This is a genomic window from Nocardia higoensis NBRC 100133, from assembly GCF_000308595.1.
GTDB classification, from domain to species: domain Bacteria; phylum Actinomycetota; class Actinomycetes; order Mycobacteriales; family Mycobacteriaceae; genus Nocardia; species Nocardia higoensis.
The window spans coordinates 1-12,449 of record NZ_BAGA01000020.1; the positions used below are offsets into that span (position 1 = coordinate 1).

Annotated in this window: 9 protein-coding genes and 4 tRNA genes; 7 read left to right on the forward strand and 6 right to left on the reverse strand. The window is 68.8% G+C overall.

The window, feature by feature from the left end:
• Nucleotides 1-277: 277 nt before the first annotated feature.
• The 4 genes from dusB to ON26_RS02830 all read right to left on the reverse strand — a co-directional run bounded on the left by dusB (nucleotide 278) and on the right by ON26_RS02830 (nucleotide 3,843).
• Complete coding sequence (dusB, locus tag ON26_RS02815) at nucleotides 278-1,420, reverse strand: tRNA dihydrouridine synthase DusB (RefSeq protein ID WP_040794408.1); 1,143 nt, start codon at nucleotides 1,418-1,420, stop codon at nucleotides 278-280.
• A gap of 163 nt (nucleotides 1,421-1,583) precedes the next feature.
• Nucleotides 1,584-2,549 carry an acyl-ACP desaturase gene (locus ON26_RS02820; RefSeq protein ID WP_040794375.1) on the reverse strand — a complete coding sequence of 322 codons (966 nt, stop codon included), beginning with the start codon at nucleotides 2,547-2,549 and terminating at the stop codon, nucleotides 1,584-1,586.
• Nucleotides 2,550-2,965: 416 nt separating this feature from the next.
• Nucleotides 2,966-3,571, reverse strand: a complete 606-nt coding sequence (locus ON26_RS02825) for a DUF937 domain-containing protein (protein ID WP_040794376.1) — start codon at nucleotides 3,569-3,571, stop codon at nucleotides 2,966-2,968.
• 199 nt (nucleotides 3,572-3,770) lie between these two features.
• Nucleotides 3,771-3,843, reverse strand: a tRNA-Lys gene (locus ON26_RS02830).
• An 848-nt stretch (nucleotides 3,844-4,691) separates the two neighbouring features.
• Here ON26_RS02830 and ON26_RS02835 point away from each other — a divergent pair.
• The 6 genes from ON26_RS02835 (at nucleotide 4,692) to ON26_RS02860 (ending at nucleotide 6,992) form a co-directional block, all read left to right on the forward strand.
• The gene (locus ON26_RS02835) at nucleotides 4,692-5,357 is read left to right on the forward strand and encodes a TetR family transcriptional regulator (protein ID WP_040794377.1); all 666 of its coding nucleotides are present in this window, start codon (nucleotides 4,692-4,694) and stop codon (nucleotides 5,355-5,357) included.
• A gap of 94 nt (nucleotides 5,358-5,451) precedes the next feature.
• Nucleotides 5,452-5,524, forward strand: a tRNA-Glu gene (locus ON26_RS02840).
• A gap of 29 nt (nucleotides 5,525-5,553) precedes the next feature.
• Nucleotides 5,554-5,627, forward strand: a tRNA-Asp gene (locus ON26_RS02845).
• A gap of 58 nt (nucleotides 5,628-5,685) precedes the next feature.
• Nucleotides 5,686-5,759 (forward strand) — tRNA-Phe (locus tag ON26_RS02850).
• A gap of 200 nt (nucleotides 5,760-5,959) precedes the next feature.
• Complete coding sequence (locus ON26_RS02855) at nucleotides 5,960-6,142, forward strand: hypothetical protein (protein ID WP_040794378.1); 183 nt, start codon at nucleotides 5,960-5,962, stop codon at nucleotides 6,140-6,142.
• A 130-nt stretch (nucleotides 6,143-6,272) separates the two neighbouring features.
• Nucleotides 6,273-6,992 carry a polyprenol monophosphomannose synthase gene (locus ON26_RS02860; RefSeq protein ID WP_281032344.1) on the forward strand — a complete coding sequence of 240 codons (720 nt, stop codon included), beginning with the start codon at nucleotides 6,273-6,275 and terminating at the stop codon, nucleotides 6,990-6,992.
• On the opposite strand, the gene ON26_RS02865 is transcribed toward ON26_RS02860, so the two are convergent.
• Complete coding sequence (locus tag ON26_RS02865) at nucleotides 6,989-8,461, reverse strand: HAD-IB family hydrolase (protein ID WP_051026582.1); 1,473 nt, start codon at nucleotides 8,459-8,461, stop codon at nucleotides 6,989-6,991. The genes ON26_RS02860 and ON26_RS02865 overlap by 4 nt on opposite strands.
• Nucleotides 8,458-10,902: a glycerol-3-phosphate 1-O-acyltransferase gene (locus ON26_RS02870; protein ID WP_040794380.1), complete on the reverse strand. Its 2,445-nt coding sequence runs from the start codon at nucleotides 10,900-10,902 to the stop codon at nucleotides 8,458-8,460. Before ON26_RS02870 ends, ON26_RS02865 begins: the two co-directional genes overlap by 4 nt.
• A 212-nt stretch (nucleotides 10,903-11,114) precedes the next feature.
• Between ON26_RS02870 and nbtS the strand changes: the two genes are divergently transcribed.
• A complete protein-coding gene (gene nbtS / locus ON26_RS02875) occupies nucleotides 11,115-12,428 on the forward strand; it encodes a nocobactin biosynthesis salicylate synthase NbtS (protein ID WP_040794381.1) in 1,314 nt (437 codons plus the stop codon).
• Nucleotides 12,429-12,449: the final 21 nt, after the last annotated feature.

Below are 12,449 nucleotides of genomic sequence, written 5' to 3' on the forward strand. Positions count from 1 at the left end.
GCGTCGTCGTCGGGCTCACCGTGCCTGGAACGCCGCGAGGTCCACGCGCCCTCGCGTTCGTTCTCCGCCGCGGGAGCGCGCTCCCACGGGGCACGACCTCCGGGCCGCTGGGCATGCCCGTGCCGATCGTCACCCACCAACGAACCTCGCTTCACATCTTTGCTGTCGCTTGGGCCGAGCTCGACCAGCACGGAACGATTTCGCCAATGATAACGATTCCGCCACGGTCAGGCAGTCCGGTCCGAATTCGGCTACGCCACAACAGCGTTTCCGCAGATCAGCCGCCGCTGTGCATGACATCGGCCGCAGTCGGGACCGCCGGATCGTCGGGATCGTCGAGCCAGCCGTGCGGCAGCGCCACCTTGCCCGGCGAGCCCTGACGTCCGCGCGGCCCCTCGGCGTCGCGTGGGAACGGCGCGTCGGGATCCAGCTGCCCGATCAGATCGCCGAGTTGGTTCAGGCTCGACACCGTCGCGAACGAGCGGCGCAGGTCGGCCCCGACCGGGAAGCCCATCAGATACCAGGCCATGTGCTTGCGCAGATCGCGCATCGCCTTGTCCTCGCCGAGATGCTCCGACAGCAGCGCACCGTGCCGGTACAGGATCTCGCCCACCCGGCCCAGGTTCGGCGGCGCGGGCAGCGGCTCACCGCGCAGCGCGGCCTGCAGTTCGGCGAACAGCCACGGCCTGCCCAGGCAGCCGCGCCCGACCACGACGCCGTCGCAGCCGGTCTCGTCCATCATCCGCACCGCGTCCTCGGCGGCGAAGATGTCGCCGTTGCCGAGCACCGGGATGGTGGTGACCGCCTCCTTGAGCCGGGCGATGGCCGACCAATCCGCCTGCCCGGAGTAGCGCTGGGCAGCGGTACGGGCGTGCAGGGCGACCGCCTGCGCGCCCTCGGCCTCGGCGATCCGGCCGGTGTCCAGGTAGGTCAGGTGGTCGTCGTCGATGCCGATCCGGAACTTCACCGTCACCGGAACGCCCGCCGGTTCGGCCGCGGCGACCATGGCGCGCACGATGCGGCCGAACAGCGCCCGCTTGTAGGGCAGCGCCGCGCCGCCGCCGAGCCGGGTCACCTTGGGCACCGGGCAGCCGAGGTTCATGTCGATGTGGTCGGCCCAGCCCTCGCCGACGATGATGCGCACGGCCTCGCCGAGCGTCTCCGGGTCGACGCCGTAGAGCTGCATCGAGCGCGGATGCTCGTCGGCGTCGAAGGACATCATGTGCAGCGTCTTCTCGTTGCGCTCCACCACCGCGCGGGCGGTGATCATCTCGCAGACGTAGATCGACGTCGGGCTGCCGAACTCCCGGCAGAGCTTGCGGAACGCCAGATTGGTGATGCCCGCCATCGGCGCGAGCACGACCGGCGGGTCGACCGGATACGGGCCGATCCGCAGCGTGGTCTTCGCCTCGGTAGTCATCGTCACGAGGTCCAGTCTCTCATCCACGCGCTCCCGGCCGGTCGGACGCCCGTTCCGCTGTCGCACGCGCCACACGCCGCGGAGGGCGGGAGACGCCGGAACGCGAACACCGCCGCCGGAAGTCCGGCGGCGGTGTTCGTAGTGCGCTGTGCTGTGGGGTGGGTCAGCTCGCGGCCGCGCCCGTGAGTTCGCGCTTCTTGGCTTCGCGCGCCAGCATCCGGTCGCGCTGCTCCTCGAACTTGACGACGTCCTGGGACAGCTTCTCCAGGAAGGCGGCCAGCCGCTCGCGGGTCTGCTCGCCGCGTGCGGTGAAGTCGGTGCGCTCGAAGACATTCCACTTCTTGAGCACCGGCTGCACGACCTCTTCGAGGTGCTGGCGCAGGTCGTAGATGCCGTGCTTGGCCATCAGCACGCCGTTGCGGCGGAAGTTGGGCATGCCCGCGCCCGGCATCTGGAAGTTCTCCAGGATCAGCGTGATCGCCTCGAGGGCCTGGTCGGGGACCAGGTCCAGGGCCGCGCCGCACATGTTGCGGTAGAAGATCATGTGCAGGTTCTCGTCCGCGGCCACGCGCTGGAGCATGCGATCGGCGATGGGATCGTCGCAGACCTTGCCGGTGTTGCGGTGGCTCACCCGGGTGGCGAGTTCCTGGAAGGTGACGTAGGCGACCGAGTGCAGGAAGCCCGCGTCGGCCTCGGCCGGGGAGGCGAAGCCGTTGGTCATGTGGATCATCCGGGCCTCTTCGAGGGCGACCGGGTCGACGCCGCGGGTGACCACCAGGTAGTCACGCATGACGATGCCGTGGCGGTTCTCCTCGGCGGTCCAGCGACCGACCCAGGTGCCCCAGGCGCCGTCCTGGGAGAAATTCTCCGCGATCTCACGGTGGTAGGACGGCAGATTGTCCTCGGTGAGCAGGTTGGTGATCATGGCCGCCTTGGCGACCTCGCTCAGCTTCGACTGCTCCGGATCCCAGTCCACGCCGCCGAGCGCCGCGAAGTTGCGGCCCTCGTCCCACGGGACGTAGTCGTGCGGATGCCATTCCTTGGCCAAGGAAAGGTGACGGTTGACGTTTTCCTCGGCAACCGGCTCCAACTCCGTGAGCAGCTCGAGTTGAGTCAGATCCCTTGCCATGTATCAGCCCTTCATAGTCTGCGTGCACGCTTTGCAGGTTCGTTTCATCGGAGTGGACCGTGCCCGATGCGGCCATACCTTACGGCACCGTAGGTGTGATGCGAAACGCATCGGCGCTGCGGATGCGAAGTGCGGACCGAAGTCCCCACGCCGGACGACGATGGTCCTCACAGCGGCATTGCCGCAGGATGCGACCACCCCGAGTGTATGTGCCGAAAGGCGGTGGGTGGGCTGTGAGTCCACCCACCGCGGTCCTCGTTCCGGTCTCTATCGCCGCGGCGCCCGGTTCGTTAGCACCGATCCGCGCCGGGTCCGCGTATCGCGCAGTCCGTTCGAGCACAACGGCCTGTCCACCGACGAGGTGGACAGGCCGTTGTGCTCGAACCGCCGGGCCGACGCCCCGGCCGGGCTTCGGTTCAGCGCTTGCCGCCGAGCAATCCGCCCAGCACGTTGCCGATCGCGCCGCCCGCGTTCTTGGCGATGGCCTGGCCGATCGCGCCGCCGATGCCGCTGTTGCCGGTGCTACCACCGATCAGCCCGCCGAGGATGTCGCCGAGGGCGCCCCCCGAGGGCGCGGGCGCCGGCGCGGGCGCTTGGGCCTGCGGCGCCGCATTGCCGCCCAGCAATTGCTTGGACAGGTAGGCCAGCACGATCGGCGCCAGAATGGGCAGCAACTGGGCGACGAGCTGGTTGCCGCCGGTGCCCTCGGTCGCACCCAGCGCGCTGATGACGGTGTTCTTCTCCCCGCCGAACACCTTGTCGACGATCTTCTCGCCGTCGGCCGCGTCGACCTTGTCGATGTCGACCGAACCCTCGCCGGCCACCAGGCTCGGATCGTGCTTGGTCAGCGCGCCGAGCAGTGCCGATGCTCCCTCGGGCTGCGTCGCGTTGGCCTGCAGCCCGCCGAGCAGGGTCGGCAGTGCGGCCTGCACGGCCGTGTTCGCGGTGGCTTCGTCCACGCCCAGCTGCTTGGCGATCTGGGCGACCGGGACGTTGGAGAGCAGTTCGTCGAAGGAAGTCATCGGCTCCGCCTGTCTAGAAGTAAGCCACGAGTATGCCCGTGACCGCCTCACAGTAAAGGAAAGCCCGTTTGCGATACCCGGTTTCATAGTTGCTGTGACTACGCCACAGCCCGTCCGCGCTGCTCGCGGGGCGTGACGTGGCAGCCGGATGCGGCCGGAGACGAGGACAGGCGCCCGGGGGCCGGGCGCCTGTCGGACGTGCCCCCACCAGGGCTCGAACCTGGGACCTGCGGATTAAAAGTCCGTAGCTCTACCAACTGAGCTATAGGGGCGCGTGCGGCAAGTGTAGTGGGCGGGGGCGCCGTTCGGAAAACCGGGAGCGGGGACATCCCGGGCCGTGCGGAGCGCGGGGCCGGGCGTGGCCGGCCGAAGTGGCGAGCGGGAAAGCGTTGGGGGTCAGCTTTGTTCATTCGGGCGTCGGCTGGATAGTATCCAATCATGTTGCCTACCAACCAGTTTGGTTTCGTCTCGGTAGGTCGCCCGGAGGGAGTGTGAGCGCGGTGCTCGGGACGGACCGTGCCGCGCGGCCGGCGCGGCCGGTTCAGCTCTCGAATCCGGCGTCGTGCCGACGCGATGCGGGCGCCGCGCGGAATTGTAAATACCGGCCGCCCAGCCCTTTTCGATTGCGAAATGTTAGCTGTGTGCGATGCGTGTCGAGTGGGCTATCCGACTCATCGGTTTGCCGCGTGTCGGGACATGATTGCAGGTACCGTGACGCATCGGTGAATTCCGAGCGAATCGCCGCTTTCGGTGATACATCCCCCGTCGGCGCGGTACTCGGTGGTGTGATGCCGGCGAGTCGCCGTCGCAAAGGGGGTCGGCGATCGGAATTCGAGCCGTCATTGTGGAGTCCGCAGACAGCAACGATTGCCACAGGAGGCCGATCGGAGGCAGGTCCGAGACGTAGATGTGCCCGGGTGTGCACCCCCTGCGGCGCACCCGGGCACGACAAATTATACCAGCCGGTGTGTTATTCGTAATTCATCCTTTTGCATACCGAAAGTATGAATTGGCCGGAAAAACCGGCTCGAAGTATTCAATTCAATCAACTATTGCGCCAGGGGTCCGTTCCTACGGGGGGCTTCGAGTGGCGGTGAGTAGCTTCGGAGGCGTTTCGAGCATGGCACGGCAGCAAGAGCGGGCCCGCCGGACACGGGCGGCGATAATCAGATCCGCGGCCGTCGAATTCGGCAAGAGCGGCTATGCCGCGGCATCGCTCAACAGAATCCTGGAAGGGTCGCGCGCGACCAAGGGGGCGATGTACTTCCACTTCGACTCCAAGGAAGAACTGGCCAGGGCGGTGCTGGAGACGGCCGTGGAGCGCTATCGCGCCACGGCCGAGCGCTGGCTGGCCCGAACCGATCTCGGGCCGCTCGACGTGCTGCACGGCATGATCGACGAGCTGGCCCTCCGGCTCGAGCACGACATCATCGTGCAGGCGGAGTACCGGCTCATCATCGAGCCCGACTTCTATCGCGACGTCCGGGCCGGCGCCGGGCGCATCCTCATCCGGGCGACACGCTCGCTCGCGCTGCGGGCCGTCGAGCACGGGCAGCTGCGCGAGGACGCGGATCCGGATCGCTTCACCCGGACGCTGATCGCGGCGCTGGCGGGGCAGCGCTACCTGGTCGAGCTCCCCGGCGGCACGACCGATCTGCGTGCCCGGTTCCAGGAAGCGCTCGAGGTCGTCATCGAGTCGATGGCGACGCCGGAATGGCGGGAAAAGTTCGCCGTCGACGGCTGGGCTGCGTCAGCACGCTTGGAAGAGCTCGGTTTGGGCGTCTGACCAGCCGATTTGGAACTCTCGGCAGAGCTGTCATAAGCTATGCGAGCTCCCAACGGAACACCGTTGAAAGCCGGTCCGGAGAAATCCGGGACGAGCCCCCTTCGTCTAGCGGCCTAGGACGCCGCCCTTTCAAGGCGGTAGCGCGGGTTCGAATCCCGTAGGGGGTACGGTCTTCGGACTGTTGGTAGCACAGCAAGGCCCTGTGGCGCAGTTGGTTAGCGCGCCGCCCTGTCACGGCGGAGGTCGCGGGTTCGAGTCCCGTCAGGGTCGCAAGTAAGCGCCGGAGAAATCCGGCGCTTCGCGTATGGCATTCGGAACGGGTGCCTGCGGCCAGGTAGCTCAGTTGGTACGAGCGTCCGCCTGAAAAGCGGAAGGTCGCCGGTTCGATCCCGGCCCTGGCCACGTCCATCCCCCTGGCTCACCGGCCAGGGGGATTTTTCTTTTATCGCGGGCCCGATCCCTGCTGCGGTGTGACGCACATCTCGGAGACTTCCTCTCCGAATCGAGTGGCGCGGTGAGCGTTTGCGCCGACTTCCGCCGATCGGCGCGCCACCTGCCGAGAACCTACGTCGGGCCCGGCCGGGAGATGGAATGCTGGAGGCATGGCTGAACGGTGGTACTACTGCTTGAAGCACCAGCGAGCCGAGCAGGGCAGGCAGTGCTGGTTCCAGGACCGGATGGGCCCGTATCCGGATCGGGCCACGGCTGAACGGGCGCTGGAGATCGCGCGGGCGCGCAACGAGCGCGAGGACGCCCGCGACCGATCCTGGCGCGAGGGCGACTGACCAGCGGCGGCGCGCGCGGCCGCTCAGCTCCTCATCAGGCGGATCGAGTACGGTTTCTCGGTAATCGACTATCGCTCGTACGGTCCGGCCTGGGCCGACGGGCTGGACAGGTGAGCAGGGAGGGCGACCCTTGAGGGTTACCGTTGTTGTGCCGACCTACAACGAGCGGGAGAACTTGCCGGTGGCGGTGGACCGGCTGACCGCACTGGCGGTACCCGACCTGCACATCCTCGTCGTGGACGACAACTCCCCGGACGGCACGGGCGAGGTCGCCGACAAGCTCGCCATCGAACTGCCCGACGTGGTGGGGGTGCTGCACCGCACCGAGAAGGACGGCCTGGGCCGGGCCTACGTCGCGGGCATCACCCGTGCGCTCGACGAGGGCGCCGACGTGGTCATCCAGATGGACGCCGATCTGTCGCATCCCGCCGAGGTGATTCCGGCGATGCTGGCGAAGCTGAGCGAATCCGACGCAGGGGTGGTGCTCGGCTCGCGGTACGTGCCCGGCGGTTCCACCGCCGAGGAGTGGAAGTGGTACCGCAAGGCGCTCTCGGCCTGGGCCAATTTCTACGTCAATCTCATCCTGCGTCTCGGCGTCAAGGACGCCACCGCCGGTTTCAAGGCGTGGAAGGCCGACACCCTGCGCGCCATCGACGTCGCCTCCATCCGCAGCAACGGCTACTCGTTCCAGGTGGAGATGAACTACCGGGCGGTGCGCAAGGGCGTCACCATCGCCGAGGTGCCGATCCGGTTCGAGGAGCGGACCCTCGGCGCGTCCAAGATGAGCCTGAAGGTGCAGCTGGAATCGGCCCTGATGCCGTGGAAGCTGCTGCTCGGGCGCTCGGTCTAGCCGGACGCCTCCGAACCGGCACCGTGCCCGAGCTGATACTGCGCGGGCTCGTCGGGGTCGGGCCAGTCGAGCAGCGTGTCGAGGAACAACTGCCGAACCTCTTCTGCCCTGGCATCCAGCTCGGCGAGATCCCAGTCGCGCACATCGACGGGATCCAGGATCGCCACATCCACCGTGCCCGCGCGCGCGATCATCGAATTGCGCCATGCGATCTCTCCGGCATTGCGGATCACCACCGGAATCACCGGCACGCCCGCCTGATGGGCGATGTGGAAGGCCCCCTTCTTGAACGGGCCGATCGTGGGGGAGTAGGACCGGGTGCCCTCGGGAGCGACGGCGATGGACAGTCCGTCGCGCAGGGTGCCGACCACCGGCGCCAGTGCCGCCCTCGCCTTGTCGGAATCGGCCCGGTCGATGAAGGTGACTCCCACGAAGCGCATGAGCGGCCCGAAGATCGGATTCCGGGTGAGCTCCTTCTTGCCGATTCCGGTGACGCCCCCGCCGAGGACGTGGGGCACGATGATCACGTCGAACTGACTCTGGTGGTTGAACAGGAACACCGCAGGGCGCGGTGACCGCGCGTTGTGTGCCCCGCTGACCCGGACCCGCACGCCCAGGGTGGCCAGGGTGGCCGCCGTCCCGAACGACATCAGCCCGTCGGCCATCGCGCGCCGTCTGCGGGTGTAGGACTTGGCCAGCACGCCGGCGGCCGCGCCGAGCAGCAGCGCGGCGAATCCGGCGATGGTCCGCACGTAGTCGACGAACCGGGGATCGCGTCTGCGCCGGAAAATCACCACGGGCCAGTCGTGATCACAGGCGGCGGCGCTCAGGATGCGGTCGGGGTTGATCACCACCGGGTGTGCGCTCTGGGCCAGCAGCGGCTGGTCGGTGGTCGCGCCGCTGTAGGCGTAACCGGCCGCGGTGTCGAGGCCGCGTTCGGCCGCGAAGGCCCGCACCGCCTGGGCTTTGCCGTTGCGCCAGAGCGTTTTGCCGTGCACGTAGCCGGTGAGCGTGCCGTCGGCGTCGGTGTCCATGGCCGTGCACAACACGTGCTCGATGCCGAGTTCGGCGGCCACCGGCGCCACCTGGAACTCGGTCAGCGCGCTCACCAGGACCACGGTGTGCCCCTGCGCGAGATGCGCGCGGACGAGCTGCCAGGCCTCGGGGAACAGGTGGCCGAAGACGCCGCGCCGGAACAGCCGCACGCCGAGTTCGGCGACTTCGTCGCGGCGGCGTCCGGCCAGTCGTGCGGCGGCCCGGTGCAGTAAGCGGCTGTAGCCGCCGTCGGAAAGCGTGGGTCGATAGCCGTCGAGCAGGGTGCGGGCGGTGGTGTCGCGGACGCCGCCGGGCAGGGCGGCGCGCAGTGCCGAGGGGCCGGCGAAGCCGTCCAGCACGGCGGACAGGTCGAAGACCGCGAGCACCTCGGGCCCCGCCGGGCCGGAGCGGATGCGGTCGAGCAGTGCGCTCATCGCGTCACCGGGCCGAGCGTGTTGGACGGATCGAGGGTGGCCGCCAGCGAGATGCGCGAGCTGATCGCGCGCAGTTCGGCGGCGAACTCGGAGCGCCGCCTGCTCAGGTCGGCGCGTTCGTCGGCGGCGGCCGCCTCGGCCGGATCGATCAGGTGGTAGTGGTCGGCGAGCTTGATCGCGCTGGAGAACAGCTCGGTGGAGACCGACTCGGGGCTGTGCAGGCGTCGCTGCAGCAGCATCTGCCGCCCCACCGACACGCATTCGGCGATCAGCTCCTTGCGGTCGATCGGCGCGGCGGCGTCCTTGTCGGCCAGCCGCTCGGCGACCACCAGCTGAGCGTCGAAGAACGAGCGCAGCACCCGGTGGGCCATCATGAACCCCGACCCGCGCAATCGCGCGACGATCTCGCTGCCCCGCGTCTCGCGCCCCCGGTTGTTCCATTCCGGGTCGACCAGCAGCATCTCGGCGGTGATCCGTTCGGAGAATTCGGTGCGGTCGGGGAAGAAGAACTCGAACTTGAGCAGGTCGCGCAACCGGAAGGCTTCCTGCCAGCCCGCGCGCAGGTGATCTTCGGCGGGCTCGATCGCGGTGAGCACCGACAGTTCCATGATGGCGCGGTCGATGAACCAGTGCACCGCGCTGTTGCGATAGAAAGCGGCCTCCAGATGCGCGCCGCTCTCGATCGAGTACACCGGCTCGATGCCGCCGCGGTAGACGGTCACGACCTTGGCCAGCGAGAGCTGCTCGAGCACGACGGCCAGCGACCGCTCCTCGGTCAGCGCGGCGAGTTCGCCGCTCGGCAGTCCGCGGCGGCCGATGTAGTCGATCACCGGGGTCAGCAGCGTGCGGACCTCGGCGAGGGTGAGCGCGCGCTGTTCGACGCCGAGCAGGGCCAGGGTGGCCAGTGCGTTCACCGTGATCGGGGTGACGTTGTTGATGCCGACCGCCACCTCGAAGGCCAGCCGTTGCACGGCGCGTCGCTCCTTCTCGGCGATCTCCTGCTCCGCCGCGGTCGCGATCGGCGCGGCGTCGGCACTGTCGGTCCCGTGCAGCGGGATGCTCACCGGCGGCTTGTGCATCGGGTCGCCGAGCGCGATCAGACGATCGCGCGCCGAGAGCGGTTCGCCGAAGCGGACGTAGACGTGCCCGGCCGAATGCTGTTGCGAGCGGATGTAGCGGGCCAGCCAGGTCAGGCCCTCGGGCTTCTTGCGCCCGCCCAGTTGCTCGGTGGCGATGGCGCCGAGCTCGTTGAGCCGTTCGTAGGTGATCGAGACCGGGATCAGCAACACGTCGTCGATGCGTTCGCCGCGCACCGCGGCCGCGAGGTAGTTCAGCAGCCCGTAGCGCGGCGGGCGCAGTTTGCCGGTCCTGGTGCGCCCGCCCTCGAAATACCACTCCAGGTTGAAGCGCTTGCTCAGCAGATAGGCGAAGTACTCCTCGACGACGGCTTTGTAGACCTCGTCGTCGCCGAAGCTGCGGCGGATGAACACCGTGCCGGTGCGCCGGGCGATGGCACCCATCGGCCAGAAGCTCAGGTTGGCTCCGCCGATGACGTGATTGGGCGGGAAGTCGTTGCGCGCGAGCACGTCACCGAGGACGAAGGGGTCCACGTAGGAGCGGTGCGAGGGCAGGAAGACCAGCGGATAGTCGCGGTTGAGCGTGCGCAGGCGGGCCAGGCCGGTGGCGTCGGTGTCGACTTTCCAGGTCGAGGCGTGTACCGGGCGCATGGCCTGGGTGAACAGGTCCGAGACCAGACGTGACTGGGCGGCGACCAGCTCGTTGAGTCCCTTCTCCGCGCGCCGGTACACATCCTGCGGGTCGGCGCCGAGCTGATCGGCGATCAGCTCCAGTCGGCGCAGGAACTCCGGCGAGTCCAGGATCTCCTCGGCTACCAGCCGGGGCACCTTGTAGCGGTCGCCGATGACGGTGCGCTCGGCGCGTTCCAGCGCCACCACCGCGGCACGCACGACGGCGCGCGCGAACGGCTCGCCGCTGCCCGCGGCGTGCAGGGCGGCGGCCTCGGGATTGTTGGCGCGCAGTTCGCTGAGCAGGGCGGGCGCGCCGGTGAGGACGACATGGCGCTCGGGATCCTTGCGCGCGAGCTTGCGCTGCACGAGCCGGTTGGGCTTGCGTGGATCGGTCAGCAGGGCCAGGTCGCCGAAACTCATGCGCCGCACACCGTCGCGTTCCGGTGGCAGCCACAGCACCCGCACCGGGACCACCAGCGGATCGTCCCGGCGGCCGATCAGCCGGGCGGCGACCGCGGCGGCGTCGAGATCGAGCTGGGTGACGGGCGCGTCGGTGCCGAACTCGCTCGCGATGCCGCCTCGGGCGAGCCAGGTGCCGATCAGCTCGCGCTCGACGCCGGAGGAAGCGTCCACCAGCGCGACGACCGACCGTGGGGCCGGTCGGAGCGGCTGCGATTCGGCGGGCTCGATCATGGGGCCTCCGTCTGCCTGTCGCCCCGCCGCCCGGTGCGGCGGGGACGTGAAGTCGCGGCCCTCCATTGTCCCGCGCGGGGTGATCTTGCGGCGTGAGTTCGCGACCCCGAGTCGGCCGGCCCGGTGCTGTGCTCCCGAGCACACCTCCGCTTTGGACAGGTAATGCTAACCTTACCTCGCACTAGGTAGGTCATCTTGATTCTGGAGGATCGTTGTCGACGACGGATGAGCGCTCGCGCGTGGAGTATGTAACCGATCCGGCGGCAGCGATGTCCCGATTGGCAAGCGCGGATCGTTTCGGCGAGTACGTGATGTACGAGCGCCCCGGGCAATGGGTTTTCGCCGCCGACCCGATCGGCAGCATCGAACTCGACGCCACCGAGTTGCGGGTCACCTGGGCGGGTGAGACCACGGTGTCGGCCTGGGAGGGCTCGCCCGCCCGTGCCATCGATCGCGCCCTGGCCATGCTGCCCGCGCATGCCACCGGCGCCTACGGCTGGATCGGCTTCGAGTTCTGCGCCTGGGCGCTGGAGGCGATCGCGCACGTCGACGAGCGGACCTCCCTGGCCCACTTGATGATTCCGCGCGTCCAGGTGACCGTCGACGAATCCGGTCTGCGGATCGAAGGCGCGACCCCCGAAGAAGCCGCCGAGATCCACGATCTCGTCGCCGCCTCACAGGAAACCGAACTGCCGCAGGCCCATCCGATCGATGTCCGCGTCGATCCCACCGGGTACCGGGACCGGGTCGCCGAGGCCGTCGCCGAGATCGGCGCGGGCAAGTACCAGAAGGTCATCCTGTCGCGGAAGGTCGATCTGCCCTTCACCGTCGACGTGCCGTCGACCTACCGCCTCGGCCGCGCCAACAACACTCCCGCGCGCTCCTACCTGCTGCGCCTGGGCGGTCTGGAGTCGGCCGGCTTCAGCCCCGAACTGGTCGTGTCCGTCGACGACGACCGGGTGGTCACCACCGAGCCGCTGGCGGGCACCCGCGCCTTCGGCCGCGGTCACGCCGAGGACATGGCCGCGCGCGCGGATCTGGTCAGCGATCCGAAAGAGATCGTGGAGCACGCCATCTCGGTGCAGCTGTCCTTCGCCGAGATCAGCTCGGTCGCCGATCCGGGCACCCCGGCGGTGTCGGACTTCATGGCGGTGCGCGAGCGTGGCAGCGTGCAGCACCTGGCCTCCACGGTGCGCGGCACGCTGGCCGCCGACCGCTCCGGCTGGGACGCGCTGGAGGTGCTGTTCCCGTCGGTCACCGCCTCGGGCATCCCGAAGCGCGAGGGCGTCGACTCGGTCTTCCGCCTCGACGGTGCGCCCCGCGGGCTGTATTCCGGTGCGGTGGTGACGGTTTCGCCGACCGGCGCGCTGGAGGCCACCCTGGTCCTGCGTGCGGTCTACCAGACCGCGGAGGGCGCGTGGCTGCGCGCGGGCGCGGGCGTGGTCGGGCAGTCCAAGCCGGAGCGCGAGTTCGAGGAGACCTGCGAGAAGCTGGGCAGCATCGCCCCTTACGTGGTCAAGGCCTGATTCCTGCGGAAACGCGCACGG

Excerpts from the sequence above, each read along its gene's own strand:
- dusB (WP_040794408.1), bottom strand. The coding sequence starts at position 1,420 with ATGACTACCGAGGCGAAGACCACGCTGCGGATCGGCCCGTATCCGGTC.
- ON26_RS02820 (WP_040794375.1), bottom strand. The coding sequence starts at position 2,549 with ATGGCAAGGGATCTGACTCAACTCGAGCTGCTCACGGAGTTGGAGCCG.
- ON26_RS02835 (WP_040794377.1), top strand. The coding sequence starts at position 4,692 with ATGGCACGGCAGCAAGAGCGGGCCCGCCGGACACGGGCGGCGATAATC.
- ON26_RS02825 (WP_040794376.1), bottom strand. The coding sequence starts at position 3,571 with ATGACTTCCTTCGACGAACTGCTCTCCAACGTCCCGGTCGCCCAGATC.
- ON26_RS02865 (WP_051026582.1), bottom strand. The coding sequence starts at position 8,461 with ATGAGCGCACTGCTCGACCGCATCCGCTCCGGCCCGGCGGGGCCCGAG.
- ON26_RS02855 (WP_040794378.1), top strand. The coding sequence starts at position 5,960 with ATGGCTGAACGGTGGTACTACTGCTTGAAGCACCAGCGAGCCGAGCAG.
- ON26_RS02870 (WP_040794380.1), bottom strand. The coding sequence starts at position 10,902 with ATGATCGAGCCCGCCGAATCGCAGCCGCTCCGACCGGCCCCACGGTCG.